Origin of the sequence: Streptomyces cyanogenus (assembly GCF_017526105.1) — a bacterium.
GTDB lineage: Bacteria > Actinomycetota > Actinomycetes > Streptomycetales > Streptomycetaceae > Streptomyces > Streptomyces cyanogenus.
The window spans coordinates 3,394,168-3,411,640 of sequence record NZ_CP071839.1 but is presented as its reverse complement, the minus strand read 5'-3'; the positions used below and the strand labels follow the sequence as shown (position 1 = coordinate 3,411,640).

Annotated in this window: 14 protein-coding genes; 7 read left to right on the top strand and 7 right to left on the bottom strand. The window is 72.1% G+C overall.

From position 1 onward, the window contains the following. Positions 1–33: 33 nt before the first annotated feature. From S1361_RS15235 to S1361_RS15215, 5 genes are all read right to left on the bottom strand, one after another. A complete protein-coding gene (locus S1361_RS15235) occupies positions 34–1,080 on the bottom strand; it encodes an ABC transporter substrate-binding protein (RefSeq protein ID WP_208032391.1) in 1,047 nt (348 codons plus the stop codon). A 231-nt stretch (positions 1,081–1,311) separates the two neighbouring features. Further along, positions 1,312–2,472 carry an acyl-CoA dehydrogenase family protein gene (locus S1361_RS15230; RefSeq protein WP_208032390.1) on the bottom strand — a complete coding sequence of 387 codons (1,161 nt, stop codon included), beginning with the start codon at positions 2,470–2,472 and terminating at the stop codon, positions 1,312–1,314. 5 nt (positions 2,473–2,477) lie between these two features. Continuing rightward, positions 2,478–3,398: a hydroxymethylglutaryl-CoA lyase gene (locus S1361_RS15225; protein WP_425088019.1), complete on the bottom strand. Its 921-nt coding sequence runs from the start codon at positions 3,396–3,398 to the stop codon at positions 2,478–2,480. 17 nt (positions 3,399–3,415) lie between these two features. Then, positions 3,416–5,332, bottom strand: a complete 1,917-nt coding sequence (locus tag S1361_RS15220; RefSeq protein WP_208032388.1) for an ATP-binding protein — start codon at positions 5,330–5,332, stop codon at positions 3,416–3,418. Between the two features lie 11 nt (positions 5,333–5,343). Beyond that, the gene (locus S1361_RS15215) at positions 5,344–6,960 is read right to left on the bottom strand and encodes a carboxyl transferase domain-containing protein (protein WP_208032387.1); all 1,617 of its coding nucleotides are present in this window, start codon (positions 6,958–6,960) and stop codon (positions 5,344–5,346) included. Between the two features lie 98 nt (positions 6,961–7,058). Between S1361_RS15215 and S1361_RS15210 the strand changes: the two genes are divergently transcribed. From S1361_RS15210 to S1361_RS15195, 4 genes are all read left to right on the top strand, one after another. Then, positions 7,059–7,655, top strand: a complete 597-nt coding sequence (locus S1361_RS15210; RefSeq protein ID WP_208032386.1) for an SACE_7040 family transcriptional regulator — start codon at positions 7,059–7,061, stop codon at positions 7,653–7,655. Between the two features lie 227 nt (positions 7,656–7,882). Beyond that, entirely contained in the window at positions 7,883–9,040 is a 1,158-nt protein-coding gene (locus S1361_RS15205; RefSeq protein WP_208032385.1) for an acyl-CoA dehydrogenase family protein, read from the top strand. 46 nt (positions 9,041–9,086) lie between these two features. After that, entirely contained in the window at positions 9,087–9,968 is an 882-nt protein-coding gene (locus S1361_RS15200; protein WP_208032384.1) for an acyl-CoA thioesterase, read from the top strand. A 244-nt stretch (positions 9,969–10,212) separates the two neighbouring features. After that, positions 10,213–10,554, top strand: coding sequence for a hypothetical protein (locus tag S1361_RS15195; protein ID WP_208036976.1), 342 nt, complete (start codon positions 10,213–10,215; stop codon positions 10,552–10,554). 84 nt (positions 10,555–10,638) lie between these two features. Here the strand turns inward: S1361_RS15195 and S1361_RS15190 are convergent, their stop codons facing one another. Both S1361_RS15190 and S1361_RS15185 read right to left on the bottom strand, forming a co-directional pair. Beyond that, a complete protein-coding gene (locus tag S1361_RS15190) occupies positions 10,639–11,427 on the bottom strand; it encodes a phosphatase (RefSeq protein WP_208032383.1) in 789 nt (262 codons plus the stop codon). 88 nt (positions 11,428–11,515) lie between these two features. Then, the gene (locus tag S1361_RS15185) at positions 11,516–13,069 is read right to left on the bottom strand and encodes a PucR family transcriptional regulator ligand-binding domain-containing protein (RefSeq protein WP_425086608.1); all 1,554 of its coding nucleotides are present in this window, start codon (positions 13,067–13,069) and stop codon (positions 11,516–11,518) included. A 175-nt stretch (positions 13,070–13,244) separates the two neighbouring features. Between S1361_RS15185 and S1361_RS15180 the strand changes: the two genes are divergently transcribed. Genes S1361_RS15180 through S1361_RS15170 form a run of 3 tightly spaced genes read left to right on the top strand, consistent with a single transcriptional unit; the run spans position 13,245 to position 17,424 of the window. Next, positions 13,245–14,705: a sodium:solute symporter family protein gene (locus S1361_RS15180; protein WP_208032381.1), complete on the top strand. Its 1,461-nt coding sequence runs from the start codon at positions 13,245–13,247 to the stop codon at positions 14,703–14,705. A 56-nt stretch (positions 14,706–14,761) separates the two neighbouring features. Continuing rightward, positions 14,762–15,742 carry an agmatinase gene (gene speB / locus S1361_RS15175; RefSeq protein ID WP_208032380.1) on the top strand — a complete coding sequence of 327 codons (981 nt, stop codon included), beginning with the start codon at positions 14,762–14,764 and terminating at the stop codon, positions 15,740–15,742. Beyond that, positions 15,739–17,424, top strand: coding sequence for a thiamine pyrophosphate-binding protein (locus tag S1361_RS15170; RefSeq protein ID WP_208032379.1), 1,686 nt, complete (start codon positions 15,739–15,741; stop codon positions 17,422–17,424). Before speB ends, S1361_RS15170 begins: the two co-directional genes overlap by 4 nt. Positions 17,425–17,473: the final 49 nt, after the last annotated feature.

Sequence of the window (17,473 nt, the reverse complement as noted above, 5' to 3'; positions counted from 1 at the left end):
GGTTCAGGGCTCTGTGAGGGGTTTCGCCGGGGGTCAGCCGACCTTCTCGGCCTTCTCCAGGGCCTCGGCCAGATTCGTCAGCAGCGGCACGCACTTGTCGTACGACAGGATCGGCTCGGGGGAACGGGAGACGACCTGCCCGGCCTTGACCGCGGGCAGCTTCTTCCACGTGGCCTTGGTGATGTCGGCGGGCTGGATGGCCGAGGAGCGGTCGTCCATCATGATGATGTCGGCCTGGTACTTGTCGACGTTCTCCCAGCTGAGCGACTCGTACCAGCCGCCGCCCTGCTTCTTGGCGCTCTCCGGCGGCTCCACGAAGTTCACGCCGAGGGACTTGAAGTACTCCAGGTCGATGGAGAGGTTGGTGCCGGAGACGTAGAACAGCTGGTCGCTGGCGCTGCCGGCCATCACCTTGAGGTTCGGCTTGGCCTTGGCGGCCGCGCGCAGCCGGGCGGCGGCGTCCTCGAAGCGCTTCCTGGCGTCGGTGACCTTCGCCGCCTTCATGTCCGCGCCGAGCGACTCCGCGAGCTCCCACATGCGCTGCAGCGGCTGGGTGAGCTGACGGTCGTAGACGGAGATGCCGACGCTGGGGGCCAGCTGGGCGATCTTCTTCTTCGACTCCTCGGGGACGTACCAGAGGGTGCCGGCGGCGTCGAACATCGTGGTGATGAGCACGTCCGGGGCGAGCGAGGCGTACTTCTCGATGCTGAACTGGCCCCAGGCGTTGCCGAGGACCGTCACCTTGCTGATGTCCATGTCGCCGGCCTGGACGTCGGGCTTGCCGGCGGTCGTCCTCGTCGGACCGAAGACGCCCTTCACCTGGATGCCGTAGTCGTACAGCGCGGCGCCGACACCGGTGAACGCGACGACGTTCGCGGGGACCTTGTCCAGCTTCACGGTCGTGCCGCGGTCGTCCTTGAAGGACCAGGGCCCCGACTTCCCGGACTTCCCCTGAGCGCCCGAGCCGCTGTCTTTGCCCTTGTCGTCCCCGCAGGCGGCGAGCGCGGCACCGAGACCGAGGGCGCCGCCGGCGGCGAGCAGGCCGCGGCGAGTGACATGGGTGGCACGGGCAAGGGGCATGGGTATGACTGCTTTCGAACGGGGCGAAGCGCCCGTCGGACAAGTTCCAAGGTAGGTTAGCCTAACCTCAGCTGATGTCCAGGGGGCGGATACCTGCCCGTCCGGCCGGTGCGCGCGTCGCGGACGGCTCCCGGACGGCCCGGAGTTGGCGGTACGTCACCGCGGCGGCCGCACACACGACACGGGACCGGCAGCCGTGTGCTGCCGGTCCCGTGCGGGGTGAGCGTCCCGTCAGCTCACCAGGCCCAGTTCGCGCGCGATCAGCATGCGCTGGACCTCGCTCGTGCCCTCGCCGATCTCCAGGATCTTGGAGTCGCGCCACATGCGGGCCACCGGGTACTCGTTCATGAAGCCGTAGCCGCCGTGGATCTGGGTGGCGTCGCGGGCGTTGTCGACGGCGACCGTGGAGGAGTGCAGCTTGGCCAGGGCCGCCTCCTTCTTGAAGGGTTCGCCGGCCACCAGACGGCTGGCCGCGTCCCGCCAGGCCAGGCGGGCCGTGTGGGCCTTCATCTCCATGTCGGCGATCTTGAACTGGATGGCCTGGTTCGCGCCGATGGGCCTGCCGAAGGCGTGGCGTTCCTTGGCGTACTTCACCGACTCGTCCACACAGCCCTGGGCCAGGCCGGTGGCGAGCGCGGCGATCGCGATGCGGCCCTCGTCCAGGATGCGCAGGAACTGGCCGTAACCCCGGCCCCGCTCGCCCAGCAGGTTGGCGGCGGGCACCCGGACGTCGGCGAAGGACAGCTCGCGGGTGTCGGAGGCGTTCCAGCCGACCTTCGAGTACGGCGCCGCCACCGTGAAGCCCGGCGTGCCGGACGGGACGATGATCGCCGAGATCTCCGGCCTGCCGTCCGGCTTGCGGCCGGTCACGGCGGTCACCGTGACCAGGCCCGTGATGTCCGTACCCGAGTTGGTGATGAAGCACTTCGTGCCGTTGATCACCCACTCGTCGGTGTCCGGGTCCAGCCGGGCCGTCGTACGGGTCGCCCCCGCGTCGCTGCCGCCGTCGGGTTCCGTGAGGCCGAACGCGCCCAGGATCTCTCCGGAACAGAGCCGGGGCAGCCACTGCCGCTTCTGCTCCTCCGTGCCGAAGAGGTGGACCGGCATCGCGCCCAGCGACACCCCCGCTTCCAGCGTGATGGCCACCGAGGAGTCGACGCGGGCCAGCTCCTCCAGCGCGATGCCGAGGGCCAGATAGTCGCCGCCCATCCCGCCGTACTCCTCCGGGAACGGCAGCCCGAACAGGCCCATGCGGCCCATCTCGCGGACGATCTCGTACGGGAACTCGTGCCGCTCGTAGAAGTCGCCGATCTTGGGCGCCACGACGTCGTGCGCGAACTGCTCGACCGTACGGCGGAGTTCCTCCAGCTCGGGGCTGAGGCGGTGGTCCATGCTGATCACTGGTCCTTGTGGGAGAGAGCGCGGACGGTACGGGACGGGCTGGGCCGGCCCAGCTGTTCGGCCATCCACACGCTCGTGGCGGTCAGACGGCCGAGGTCGACCCCCGTCTCGATGCCGAGCCCGTGCAGCATCCAGACGAGGTCTTCGGTGGCGAGGTTGCCGGTGGCGGACCTGGCGTACGGGCAGCCGCCCAGTCCGCCCGCGGAGGCGTCGACCGTGGTGACGCCGTGCTGCAGCGCGGCCAGCGTGTTGGCGAGCGCCTGACCGTAGGTGTCGTGGAAGTGCACGCCGATCACGTTCGTCGGCACACCCTCCTCGTTCAGCAGGGAGAGCAGTTCGAGCACATGGCCCGGGGTGGCCACCCCGATCGTGTCGCCGAGGCTCAGCTCGTCGCAGCCCATGTCCCGCAGGGCCGTGCAGACGCGCGCCACCTGGTGCAGCGGCACCGCGCCCTCCCACGGGTCGCCGAAGCACATCGACACATAGCCGCGCACGTGCACGCCCCGGTCCTTGGCCTGCCGCACCACCGGCTCGAACACCGCGAGGGACTCGTCCAGCGTGCGGTTGAGGTTGGCCTTGGCGAAGGACTCGGTGGCACTGGCGAACACGGCGACGCGGTCGGCGCCGAGGGCCAGCGCCCGGTCCAGCCCGCGCTGGTTGGGCACCAGCACCGGAAGGTCGGCGCCCAGCTCCCGGACCAGCGGGAACAGCTCCTCGGCGTCCGCCAGCTGCGGCACCCACTTGGGGTGCACGAAGCTCGTCGCCTCGATCGTGGTCAGGCCCGCCCCGGCCAGCCGGCGGATGAACTCCGCCTTCACCTCGGTCGGTACGGCCGTCTTCTCGTTCTGCAGCCCGTCGCGCGCGCCGACCTCGTGGATCCGCACCCGCGCGGGCAGGGCCGGGGCCGGTACGACCATGGGAAGTTCTCCGGCGGTCACTGCGCCACCTCCTCGTGCGGTGCGACGACGGCCAGCACCTGGTCCATGGCGACCGTGGTGCCCGGCGTCACGTCCAGCTCGGCGACCGTGCCGGCGTGCGGGGCGGAGATGACGTGCTCCATCTTCATCGCCTCGACCACCAGCAGGCTCTGCCCGGCGGCGACCTCGTCCCCGACGGCCACCTTCACCACCGTCACCGTGCCCGGCATGGGCGCGGTCAGCGAGTCGGCGCCCGCGTGGGCCGAGCGGTTCAGGGACGCGGCGACCGGGTCGTGGTCGCGCACGTGCCAGGCGTCCCCGTCACGGCCCAGCCAGTCACCGGCGCGGCGGAAGGTGTGCCGGACGCCGTCGAGGGTGACGGACACCCGGTCCCCGGTGACCGCGTGGGAACCCCGGGGGGTGTGGGTCACCGGTTCCTGCACCCGCAGCGGGAAGGACGGCGGCTTCGGGGTGCCGCCCAGGCGCCAGCCGCTCGGCACCGAGAAGGGGTCGGTCCAGCCCTCCGCGCGCGGGTGCAGCGCCGCCAGCCGCACGGCCGCCGCCGCCTCGTACACCTCCTCGGGCACCTCGGCGGGGACCAGCTCGTCCACCACCCGCTCGACCAGCCCGGTGTCCAGCTCGCCGGCCACCACCGCCGGATGGGCCAGCAGCCGGCGCAGGAAGCCCGCGTTGGTCTGCACGCCCAGCGTGACCGTCTCCGCGAGGGCCGTGCGCAGCCTGCGCAGCGCCGTCGCGCGGTCGGGGCCGTAGGCGATCACCTTGGACAGCATCGGGTCGTACAGGCTGCCCACCTCGGTGCCCTCGCTCAGCCCCGAGTCGGTGCGGACACCGTCGCCCTGCGGCTCGTCCAGCAGCAGCACCGTGCCACCGGACGGGAGGAACCCGCGCGCGGGGTCCTCGGCGCAGATCCGGGCCTCCACCGCGTGCCCGGTCAGCCGCAGGTCCTCCTGCGCGAAGCCCAGCCGCTCCCCGGCCGCCACCCGCAGCTGCCACTCGACCAGGTCGAGCCCGGTGACGAGTTCGGTGACCGGGTGTTCCACCTGGAGGCGGGTGTTCATCTCCATGAAGTAGTACGACGAGGGGTCGCCGCCCGGCACGATGAACTCCACCGTGCCCGCGCCGCGGTACCCGCACGAGCGGGCCGCCTGCACGGCCGCCGCGCCCATCGCGGCCCGGGTCCCCTCGTCCAGGAGGACGCTCGGCGCCTCCTCGATGATCTTCTGGTGGCGCCGCTGGAGGGAGCACTCGCGCTCGCCGAGGTGGACCACGTTGCCGTGGCCGTCGGCCAGTACCTGGATCTCGATGTGCCGGGGCCGGTCGACCCACCGCTCCACCAGCAGGGTGTCGTCGCCGAAGGAGGCGCGGGCCTCGCGGCGGGCGGCGGCGATCTCCTCCTCCAGCACGCTCATGTCCCGCACCAGCCGCATGCCCTTGCCGCCACCGCCGGCGGACGGCTTCAGCAGCACGGGCGCCCCCAGTTCGCGGGCCGCCGCGGCCAGTTCGGGGTCGCGCCCGCCGGGTACCACCGGCACCCCGGCCGCCTTCACCGTCTCCTTGGCACGGATCTTGTCGCCCATGAGCGCGATCGCGTCCGCCGGCGGGCCGATGAAGACCAGCCCCGCCTCCTCGCACGCGCGCGCGAAGCCCGCGTTCTCGGCGAGGAAGCCGTACCCCGGGTGGACGGCCTGGGCGCCGGTGCGGGCGGCGGCCTCCAGCAGCCGCTCCACCGACAGATAGCTCTCGGCGGCCGGCGCCGGACCGATCCGTACCGCCGTGTCGGCCGCCCGGACGTGCCATGCGTCGGCGTCGGCGTCGGAGAAGACCGCCACCGAGCGCACGCCCAGCGAGCGGAGCGTACGGATGACGCGTACGGCGATCTCGCCCCGGTTGGCCACCAGCACTGTGTCGAACACGGTTCCCCTCCTCACATCCGGAAGACGCCGAACTGGGGCTCTCCCAGGGGCGCGTTGGCGCAGGCCGTCAGGGCCAGACCGAGGACCTGACGGGTGTCCAGCGGGTCGATCACGCCGTCGTCCCACAGGCGGGCGGTGGCGTAGTAGGCGTTGCCCTGGCGCTCGTACTGCGCGCGGATGGGCGCCTTGAAGGCCTCTTCCTCCTCGCCCGGCCACTCCTCGCCGCGCGCCTCCAGCTGGTCGCGCTTGACGGTGGCGAGGACGCTGGCGGCCTGCTCGCCGCCCATGACGGAGATCTTGGCGTTGGGCCACATCCACAGGAAACGGGGGGAGTAGGCCCGGCCGCACATCGAGTAGTTGCCCGCGCCGTAGGAGCCGCCGACGACGACCGTCAGCTTCGGCACGCGCGTGCAGGCCACCGCGGTCACCATCTTGGCGCCGTGCTTGGCGATGCCGCCCGCCTCGTAGTCCTTGCCGACCATGAAGCCGGAGATGTTCTGCAGGAACACCAGCGGGATGCCGCGCTGGTCGCACAGCTCGATGAAGTGGGCGCCCTTCTGCGCGGACTCGGCGAACAGGATGCCGTTGTTGGCGACGATCCCGACCGGGTGGCCGTGGATCCGGGCGAACCCGGTGACCAGGGTCTGCCCGAACTCGCTCTTGAACTCGGCGAACCGGGAGCCGTCGACCACGCGCGCGATGATCTCGCGGACGTCGTAGGGGGTGCGGGAGTCGACCGGGACGGCGCCGTACAGCCCGTGGGGATCGACCTTGGGCTCGACGGACGGCTGGACCTCCCAGGGCAGGGAGCGCCGGGCGGGCAGCGTGGCCACGATGTTCCGGACGATCCTCAGGGCGTGCGCGTCGTCCTCCGCGAGGTGGTCGGTGACCCCGGAGATCCGCGAGTGCACCTCGCCGCCGCCCAGCTCCTCGGCGGTGACGACCTCGCCGGTGGCCGCCTTCACCAGGGGCGGCCCGCCGAGGAAGATCGTGCCCTGGTTGCGGACGATCACGGCCTCGTCGCTCATCGCCGGGACGTACGCCCCGCCGGCCGTGCAGGACCCGAGGACGGCCGCGATCTGCGGGATGCCGGCGCCGGACATCCGGGCCTGGTTGTAGAAGATCCGGCCGAAGTGGTCCCGGTCCGGGAAGACCTCGTCCTGCATCGGCAGGAAGGCCCCGCCGGAGTCGACCAGGTAGACGCACGGCAGCCGGTTGTCCAGGGCCACCTCCTGCGCGCGCAGGTGCTTCTTCACCGTCATCGGGTAGTACGTGCCGCCCTTGACCGTGGCGTCGTTGGCCACGATCACGCACTCGCGCCCGCTGACCCGGCCGATCCCGGCGATCACCCCGGCGGCCGGGGCCTGCCCGTCGTACATCCCGTCGGCCGCGAGCGGGGCCAGCTCCAGGAAGGGCGAGCCCGGGTCGAGCAGCGTGTCCACCCTGTCCCTCGGCAGCAGCTTGCCGCGCGCGGTGTGCCGCGCCCGTGCCTTCTCGCCGCCGCCGAGGGCCGCAGCGGCCAGCTTGGCGCGCAGCTCCTCCACGAGGGCGAGATGGGCCTGTTCATTGGCCCGCCAGGCCTCCGACGCGGGGTCTGCCGCGCTCGTCAGCTCCGGTGCCTCCTGCATCCTGCGGTCCCCTCACCCGGTTGTTCGAACCTGTTAATGAGCGTTAACCATTTCCTTCAGGTTAACGACCGCTAACCTCGCTGTCTAGAATTGGCTGCATGGCCACCAGAACCGACGCCCCGACCCGCCGCGAGCAGATCCTCAAGGAGGCCGCCCGGCTCTTCGCCGAGCGCGGTTTCCACGGCGTCGGTGTCGACGAGATAGGCGCCGCCGTCGGCATCAGCGGCCCCGGTCTGTACCGGCACTTCCCGGGCAAGGACGCGATGCTCGCCGAGCTGCTGGTCGGCATCAGCGGGCAGCTGCTGACCGGTGCCAAGCGGCGGCTGGCCGAGGCCGACGGGGTGCCGGCGACCCGCATCCTCGACTCCCTGATCGAGGGCCACATCGACTTCGCCCTGGACGACCGCCCGCTCATCACCCTGCACGACCGCGAGCTCGACCGCCTGCGCGACAGCGACCGCAAGCTGGTGCGGCAGCTCCAGCGGCAGTACGTCGAACTGTGGGTGGAGGTGGTCCGCGAGGTGTATCCGGGCCTGACCGAGCCGGCCGCCCGCTCCGCCGTCCACTCGGTCTTCGGCCTGCTCAACTCCACCCCGCACCTCGGCCGCGCCGGCACCCTCCCCGGCCGCCAGACGACGGCGGCCCTGCTGCACCGGATGGCGCGGGGAGCGTTCGAGGCGGCCGGTGCGGAATAGCGGGTTCCGGCTGTTCCGGCGGGTCGGCGGCCGGATCTGATTCCCTCCGCCCCGGACGAGGGGGCCGTGGACACCGCCCGCGGCCGGAAGGGCGACGCCCCCGTCCTGACGCCCCGGCGTGACGAGCGTTACGGCGGAACCCCCCTGGACGGCGTTCCGTACTCACCGGTACGGTTGAGTGAGCAAGCGCTTAGACATGCCGATGTCAGGTACGTGGAGGTGGCGGCGTGCGCCGTACGGTGTTCAACGAGGATCACGAGGCGTTCCGGGAGACCCTTCGCGCCTTCATCGAGGCCGAGGTCGTACCGGTGTACGACGAGTGGTTCGCCGCCGGCCAGGCGCCGCGCGACTTCTACTACAAGCTCGGTGAGCTGGGCGTCTTCGGCATCAGCGTGCCCGAGGAGTTCGGCGGCGCGGGCCTGGACACCCACAAGTTCGAAGCGGTCATCTACGAGGAGACCGCCCGCGCGGGCATCAACTTCGGCGGCTCCGGCGTGCACGTGCTGCTCGCCCTGCCGTACATCAAGATGCTCGCCACCGACGAGCAGAAGAAGCGGTACCTGCCGAAGTTCGTCACCGGCGAGGAGATGTGGGCCATCGCGATGACGGAGCCGGGCACCGGTTCCGACCTCGCGGGCATGAAGACCACCGCCAGGCTGAGCGAGGACGGCACGCACTACGTCCTCAACGGCGCCAAGACCTTCATCACCGGTGGCGTGCACGCCGACAAGGTGATCGTCTGCGCCCGCACGGCCGCGCCGACCGCCGAGGACCGCCGTCACGGCATCTCCCTGTTCGCCGTGGACACCAAGTCCGAGGGCTACTCCGTCGGCCGCAAGCTGGACAAGCTCGGTCTGCGCACCTCCGACACCGCCGAGCTGGCGTTCGTCGACGTCAAGGTGCCGGTCGAGGACCTGCTCGGCGAGGAGAACAAGGGCTTCTACTACCTCGGCCACAACCTGGCCTCCGAGCGCTGGGGCATCGCCTTCGGCGCCTACGCGCAGGCCAAGGCCGCCGTCCGGTTCGCCAAGCAGTACGTGCAGGAACGCACCGTCTTCGGCAAGCCGGTCGCCCACTTCCAGAACACCAAGTTCGAGCTGGCCGCCTGCCAGGCCGAGGTGGACGCCGCCGAGGCCGTCGCCGACCGCGCGACGGAGGCCCTGGACGCCGGTGAGCTGACCCCGGCCGAGGCCGCCTCCGCCAAGCTGTTCTGCACCGAGGTCGCGCACCGCGTGATCGACCGCTGCCTCCAGCTGCACGGCGGCTACGGCTACATGAACGAGTACCCGATCGCCCGCCTGTACGCGGACAACCGCGTCAACCGCATCTACGGCGGCACCAGCGAGATCATGAAGACGATCATCGCCAAGGACATGGGCCTGTAAGGCCCGCGACACCGACACGCGATCACTGGCCGGTACAACTGACGCCATGAGCCAGGCACTCCAGGATCTCCTCGATCTGCTCGACCTGGAGCAGATCGAGGAGAACATCTTCCGCGGCCAGTCCCGCTCCGCAGTCGTCCCGCGCGTCTTCGGCGGGCAGGTCGCGGCGCAGGCACTGGTCGCCGCCGGGCGGACGGTCCCCTCGGACCGGCCCGCCCACTCCCTGCACGCCTACTTCCTGCGCCCCGGCGACCCGGGCGCGCCGATCGTCTACACCGTGGACCGCATCCGGGACGGCCGGTCCTTCACCACCCGCCGGGTGGTCGCCGTCCAGCACGGCAAGCCGATCTTCCACCTCTCGGCGTCCTTCCAGGTGTACGAGGAGGGGCTGGACCACCAGACGCCCATGCCCGCCGCGCCCGACCCGGCCACCCTGCCCACCTCCCACGAGCGGCTGCGCGGCTACGGCCACCTCGCGCCCGAGGTGGTGGAGCGGTTCCTGGAGGCACGCGAGGCGATCGACCTGAGGTACGTGGACGAGCCGCCGTACGGGCAGTACGGCGAGCCGCGCGAGCCGCACTCCCAGGTGTGGTTCCGCACCAACGGCAAGCTCCACGGCGCCGTGGACGAACCCCTGCTGCACGTCGTCCTCGCCACCTACGTCTCCGACATGACCCTGCTCGACTCCGTGCTGCTCGCGCACGGGCGCGGCGGCTGGGCCGTCGGCGACGTCGTCGGGGCCTCCCTGGACCACGCGATGTGGTTCCACCGGCCCTTCCGGGCCGACGAATGGCTGCTGTACGACCAGCAGTCGCCGTCCGCGCACGGCGGCCGCGGCCTCGGCCAGGCCCGTATCTACACCCAGGACGGACGGCTCGCCATCTCGGTCATCCAGGAGGGCGTGGTCCGCGTTCCGCGACCGGAGTGACCGGCGTGCCGTTCCAGGTGACGTGTGACACATGTGGGTCTAGGCTCTCTGAGTGAAAGCCGCAGCGAACGGCCTGCCCTGTGTACCCGGAGTACGAGGAGCCCGACGCCGTTTCGTCCAACCGGCTGCGGTGACATCTGTAAAGACCGCGCCGCCTTTCCCTCCCTCCACGAGCGGCGACGGCCATCCACCTCGCGCCTTCCGCCGGGAGCCGCGAGAGACGATGGAGATGGAAGGTATTCCCATGCGATCACAGCGCACGAGGCGTCTTGTCGCGTTGTCCGCCTCCGGCCTGCTGCTGGCCGGCGGAGCCGCGATCGGCACGGCCGGAGCCGCCTCTGCGGCGGACCACAGCGACCACAGCTCCTACAGCAGCAGCTGGGGAGACGACGACAACGGACGTCATGGCGACCACGACTGGTGGGGCGACGATGACGACGACTACGGCTACGGCGACCACGGCGACTACGGCGGCGACCACGGCGGCTATGGCGGTGACCACGGCGGCTACGGCGGTGACCACGGCGGCTATGGCGGCGACCACGGCGGCGGAGGCGGCCACGGAGGAGGTGGGCACGGTCACTGACCCGACCGGGTACTGACCGCGGCGTGCGGCCCCGGCAGCGGGACCGCACGTCACGCCTGTCATCCCGTCATACCCGTCACCCCGTCAGGCCAGACCCGCCTCGGCGAGCAGATACGCCGTCATGGGGTCGTAGTAGCGCGGGCTGACGACGTGGTCGTCCAGTGGCACGACGACCTGGACCGTGCCCTCGGACTCGGCGAGGAACAGCGCCGGGTCGTTGCAGTCGGCGTACCCGACGGAGTCGACGCCGTGCTGACCCGCGTACCCGGCCCAGCCGTGGTCGGCGACCACCAGGTCCGGCAGCGGCCGCCCCTCCCGCTCAAGTCCCGTCAGAATGGCCCGCATCGGCTCACCCGAGTGGGTGTGCCACAGCGACGCCCCGTGCTCCAGCACGGCCACGTCCGCGAACTGCATGACGTACCCCTCCTCCGTCTGCAGCCCGTCCGGGATGACCACGATCTCGCAGCCGGCGGCGCGCAACGCGGCGGCCGTGGCCCGGTGCACGTCCAGCAGACCGCCCGGGTGCCCGGTCGCGAACAGCACCCGCTGCCGTCCCCCGGCCGCCTTGCGCAGCCGCGCCGCCATCCGGTCCAGCGCGTCCACGGTCAGCTCGGGGTCGATGGTGTCCTGCCCGTACCGGTACTCCGGGTCGTCGTTGACACCCACCCGCTCGGCCATCACCGCGAGGACGTCCTGCTCGTCCGTCCAGCGGTCGCCCAGCTCCAGGCCGAGCCAGAAGCCCCGGACACCGTTGGCGAGCTGGCGGTAGTGGGAGAGGTTGTTCTCGCGGGGCGTGGCGACGTCCCCCGCGATTCGGGTGCGCACCAGGTGGTCGACGAGCTGGGCGCGGCTGGGTGTCCCGGGTATCGGCATGCCTCCCATTGTGAGGCAGCCCGTGGCCCGCGTCCTTGGCATACCGCCCGCTGGGACGGGGGTCACTCGGGGTCGCCCGGCCCTGTCCTCAGGTCCGCCGCAGCGCGAACCACAGCTCCATGCGGACGTCCGGGTCGTCCAGGTCGGCGGCCAACAGGGCGGCACAGCGGGCGATCCGCTGCCGCACGGTGTTGCGGTGCACGTCCAGCGCCACCGCCGTACGGTCCCAACTGCCGTGCAGGGACAGCCAGGTGCGCAGGGTGTCGGCCAGCGCGGCCTGCCCCGCGAGGGGGGCGAGCAGCGTACGGGCGTGCGTGTCGGCGTCCGCCCGCGGCACCAGGTCCTCCAGCGCCGGCCGGGCGGCGTGCCGGACCAGCGGGGTACGGGTCGCGCGGGCCCGGGCGAGGGCACGGGCGGCCTGGGTGTCGGCGGCCGGCCACTCCGGCGGCCCGGCCGCGGCGCTCACCCCGAGCGTCCAGCCGGGCTGCGGCTCGGGTTCCCGGTCCGCCGGCACCAGCACCCGTACGACGTCACCGGCGAGGTCGACGAGCGGCGAGCCCAGCGCGGCGCCGAGCGCCGAGGCGGCGACCGCGTCCGGGGTCTGCGCCTCCGGCCGTGCGTGGACGACGAGCCACTGCCCGGTGCCGAGCAGGGGGGCCACCTGCTCGGGCGGGGCGCCCAGCAGCAGCCGCACGAGCGCGGAGGACCGGGCCGCCCCGGCCCCGCTCTGGTGCTCACCGGTCAGCAGGGACAGCAGTACGGCGGCGACCGAGGCGATGGTGTGGTCCCCCGGGTCCCGCCGGGAAGCGGCCACGCCGAGCACGAAGCCGGCGCCGGCCCCGAGGGCGTAGACGGCGAGGTGGGTGGAGCCGTGGGTGTCGGTGGCGGAGGTGGGGTGCGGGCGGCCGGGGTCCGGCGCCGGCGCCGCTCCGGTCGCCGGCCGCACCACCGCGGCCAGCTCCGCCAGCGCCGTCCGCACGCCCTGCGGTGTCTCCCGGCCCGCATGCGCGACCTGCGTGCCGTCCGGCCCGTACAACACCGCGCGGCCGCCGAGGCGCTGGGCCAGCTGGCGCAGCACCGAGGGGACCGGATCCGGCCGGGCCGCGGCTGCCGCGAGGCTCTGCTGGGCCTCGGTGACCCGGCGCAGCTCGGCCAGCCGGGCCTGAGCCATCAGCTGCCACACCGCGCGGGCCACGCCGGAGAACGTGGTCTGCGGCGGGACCTCCAGTAGCGGCAGGCCGTGCCGCTGGCAGGCGGCGACCAGGGCGCGCGGGACCGTGTCGTGCACCGGGGCCAGCCCGAAGCCGAGGGCCGCCCCGCCCGCCGCCACGATCCGGGAGACGTAGCCGTCGAAGTACTCCTCCAGCCCCGGACCCATCCGACCGGGGGCGCCCCCGTCGGAGCCGGCCGCCTCCGGGACGTGCACCCCGGCGGTCAGCAGCAGCTCGCCGCCGAGCAGGTAGGGGTAGGGGTCGGCCATCTCCGAGGTGTGCGCCCAGTGGATCACGATCCCCGGATCCGCCGGCCCGGCGATCTGCCGCAGCGCGAGGTCCTCGCGGGCCAGCAGCGCCTGGAGGGGTACCGGTGGGGTCGGTGGGACTGCTGGGGCGATCGTTTCCGGCATGGTGTGCGTTTCCTCCATCCCGCCCCGTTCATATGGATGAAACGTACACTTCGCAGTCGCTTTCCGGCCACCTAGTGTCGGGTGGGCACGGCAGCCGCGGGTACGGGCGGATGTCCCCGCGAGCCGCTGCCGGCACATCCCCGAAGCATCTGCACGACACGCCACCGGACAGTGCGCGAAGGAGGGCCGCCTCATGGCCGTCGACTACACAGTGATCGTCGTCTATCTCGCCGGCATGCTGGCCATGGGCTGGTGGGGCATGCGCCGCGCCAGGTCCAAGAGCGAGTTCCTCGTGGCCGGCCGGCGCCTCGGGCCCGCCATGTACTCCGGCACCATGGCGGCGATCGTCCTCGGCGGCGCCTCCACCATCGGCGGGGTGGGCCTCGGCTACCAGTACGGCCTCTCCGGCGCCTGGATGGTCTTCACCATCGGCCTCGGTCTGCTCGCCCTGTCGGTCTTCTTCTCGGCGCGCATCGCCCGCCTGAAGGTGTACACCGTCTCCGAGATGCTCGACCTGCGCTACGGCGGGCGGGCCGGCGTCATCTCCGGCGTGGTCATGTGGGCGTACACCCTCATGCTCGCGGTGACCTCGACCATCGCCTACGCCACGATCTTCGACGTCCTGTTCGACATGAACCGGACCGTCGCGATCATCCTGGGCGGCTCGATCGTCGTCGCGTACTCCACCCTCGGCGGCATGTGGTCCATCACGCTGACGGACATGGTCCAGTTCGTGGTCAAGACGATCGGCGTGCTCCTGCTCCTGCTGCCGATAGCCGTCGTCAAGGCGGGCGGCTTCTCCGAGATGAAGGCCAAGCTGCCGACCTCGTACTTCGACCCGCTGGGCATCGGCGGCGAGACGATCTTCACCTACGTCCTGATCTACACGTTCGGCATGCTGATCGGCCAGGACATCTGGCAGCGCGTCTTCACCGCCCGCAGTGACAGGACCGCCAAGTGGGGCGGCACGGTGGCCGGAACCTACTGCCTGGCCTACGCCCTGGCCGGCGCGGTGATCGGCACCGCGGCCAAGGTGCTCTATCCCAAGCTGGGCAGCCCCGACGACGCCTTCGCCACCATCGTCAAGGACGAGCTCCCCGTCGGCGTGCGCGGCCTGGTCCTGGCCGCCGCCCTCGCCGCCGTGATGTCGACGTCCTCCGGCGCCCTGATCGCCTGCGCCACGGTCGCCAACAACGACATCTGGTCCCGCCTGCGCGGTGTCGTACGCCGCGACGGCGAGGACCACGACGAGGTCAGGGGGAACCGCGCCTTCATCCTGATCATGGGCCTGGCCGTGATCGGCACGGCGATCGCGCTGAACAACGTGGTCGAGGCGCTCACCGTCGCCTACAACCTCCTCGTCGGCGGCCTGCTCGTGCCCATCCTCGGCGGCCTGCTGTGGAAGCGCGGCACCGTCCAGGGCGCGCTGGCCTCCGTCGTCGTCGGCGGCCTCGCCGTCATCGGCCTGATGGCCGGCTACGGCATCCTCGCCAACGAACCCGTCTACTACGGCCTGCTGGCCTCCCTCGCGGCCTACGTCGCCGTCTCCCTGGCGACCAGGCCCACCGACGAGGCGGTGCTCGCCACCTGGCGCGAGCGTCTCGCCGGCCGATCCCCCGAACTCGTGTCCGAACCGGTCCCGACTCCCCAGTAGAGTCATAGGAAAAGCAGTGCAAGCGCGATGAAGCGCAGGAAAGAAGGCAATTCACCATGAGCAGCAACGAGACGCCCCGCGGCCCCGTCGACTCCTCCCGCATCCCGCGGTACGCCGGACCCGCGACCTTCGCCCGGTTGCCCCGCCTCGACGAGGTCGGCACCGCCGACGTCGCCGTGGTCGGCGTGCCGTTCGACTCCGGCGTCTCGTACCGGCCGGGCGCCCGCTTCGGCGGCAACGCCATCCGCGAGGCGTCCCGGCTGCTGCGCCCGTACAACCCGGCGCAGGACGCCTCCCCGTTCGCCCTCGCGCAGGTGGCGGACGGCGGCGACATCGCCGTCAACCCGTTCAACATCAACGAGGCCGTCGAGACGATCGAGGCCGCGGCCGACGAGCTGCTCGGCACCGGCGCCCGTCTGATGACCCTCGGCGGCGACCACACCATCGCCCTGCCGCTGCTGCGCTCGGTGGCGAAGAAGCACGGCCCCGTCGCCCTGCTCCACTTCGACGCCCACCTGGACACCTGGGACACCTACTTCGGCGCCGAGTACACCCACGGCACCCCGTTCCGCCGCGCGGTGGAGGAGGGCATCCTCGACACCGAGGCGCTCTCCCACGTCGGTACCCGCGGCCCGCTGTACGGCAAGCAGGACCTCACCGACGACGAGAAGATGGGCTTCGGCATCGTCACCTCGGCGGACATCTACCGCCGGGGCGCCGACGAGGTGGCCGACCAGCTGCGCCAGCGCATCGGCGACCGCCCGCTGTACATCTCCATCGACATCGACTGCCTCGACCCGGCGCACGCGCCCGGCACCGGCACCCCGGAGGCGGGCGGCATGACCTCCCGCGAGCTGCTGGAGATCCTGCGCGGGCTGGCCGGCTGCAACCTGGTCTCGGCGGACGTCGTCGAGGTCGCCCCGGCCTACGACCACGCGGAGATCACCTCGGTCGCGGCCTCCCACACGGCGTACGAACTGACCACCATCATGAGCCGCCAGATCGCGGCGGCCCGGAAGGACGCGGAAGCGAAGTGACTCACGACCACGACCTGGTACTCCGCCCGACGCCGGCGCAGATCACCGCCGCCCTGAACCCTCCCCCGGGGCGCAACGGCGGAGACCTGGTCGTGGAGACGCTGGCCGGGCTCGGCGCGACCACGGTCTTCGGCCTGCCCGGCCAGCACGCCCTCGGCATGTTCGACGCCCTGCGCAGGTCCTCGCTGCGTTATGTGGGCCTGCGGGTGGAGAACAACGCGGGCTTCGCGGCCGACGCCTACGGCAGGATCACCGGCCAGGCGGCCCCGCTGCTGCTGTCGACGGGACCGGGCGCGCTGACGTCACTGGCCGCGCTCCAGGAGGCGGCGGCCGCGTCCGCCCCCGTCCTGGCGATCAGCAGCCAGATCCCGACGGCGGGCCTGGGCGGCGGCCGGCACGGCTACCTCCACGAACTCCCGGACCAGGCGGCCTCGTTCCGGGGCGTCGTGAAGTCGGTTCACACGGTCCGTACGCAGTCCCAGATCCCGTCGGCGATCGCGGCGGCCTGGAAGTCGGCCCTGACCGCCCCGCACGGCCCGGTATGGGTGGAGATCCCGCAGGACGTCCTCCTCGCCGAGGCGTCCCTGCCGGTGGTGACGGCGATGGACGCGACCCCGGAGGACCTGGTCCCGCGCCCCGAACTGACGGCCGTGGCAGCCCACCTGCTCTCGCACGCGGCCCGCCCGGCGATCATCGCGGGAGGCGGGGTCGTCCGCGCGGACGCGTCAGGGAAGCTGCGCCGGCTGGCCGAGAAGCTCCAGGCGCCGGTCGTGACCACCTTCGGCGGCAAGGGCGCGTTCCCCTGGAACCACCCCCTGTCGATGCAGTCCTGGCTGGAGGACCGCCACACGACGGACTTCCTGGAGGACGCGGACGTGCTCCTGGTGGTCGGCTCGGGCCTGGGCGAGCTCTCCTCGAACTACCACACGTTCAAGCCCCGCGGCCGAGTCGTCCAGATCGAGGCCGACCTCGGCAAACTGGAGGCCAACCACCCCGCCGTGGGCATCCACGCGGACGCCCGCCCGGCCCTCCAGGCGCTGCTGGAGACGGTGGAGGAGCGCAAGGACGACACGGCACCGCAGCGCGTACGGGACCTCCTGGCCCGCGTGGCCGACCGCATCGCGTCCCAGGACCTCACCCTGGAGCGGAACGTACTGGCCTCGGTCCGCCGCGCCCTGCCCGCCGACTCCCCGTCCTTCTGGGACATGACGATCCTGGCGTACTGGGCCTGGTCGGCCTTCGACCCACAGGGCCCCAACACCATGCACTCGGCCCAGGGCGCGGGCGGCCTCGGCTACGGCTTCCCCGCGGCCCTGGGCGCGGCGACGGCGGACCCGACCCGCCCGGTGCTCGCGGTCTCGGGCGACGGCGGCGCCCTGTACTCGATCGCCGAGCTGGCGACGGCGAAGCAGTACGACCTGCCGGTCACCTGGCTGATCATCGACGACGGCGGCTACGGCATCCTCCGCGAGTACATGACGGACGCCTTCGGCCGGCCGACCGCGACGGAACTGCACCGTCCGGACTACGTGGCGCTCGCGGAGTCCTTCGGCGTCCCGGGCGTCCGCACGACCCCGGAGTCCCTGGAGGAGGACCTGGCCAAGGCCCTGTCCGCGCCGGGCCCCTCGGTGGTCGTCCTCCCGGCGGTGCTGCGGATGTTCGCGCCGACGCACCTGGGCTGACCGAGCGGCCCCGACGGGCGGTCCCCCCGCGTGGGACCGCCCGGCCGGC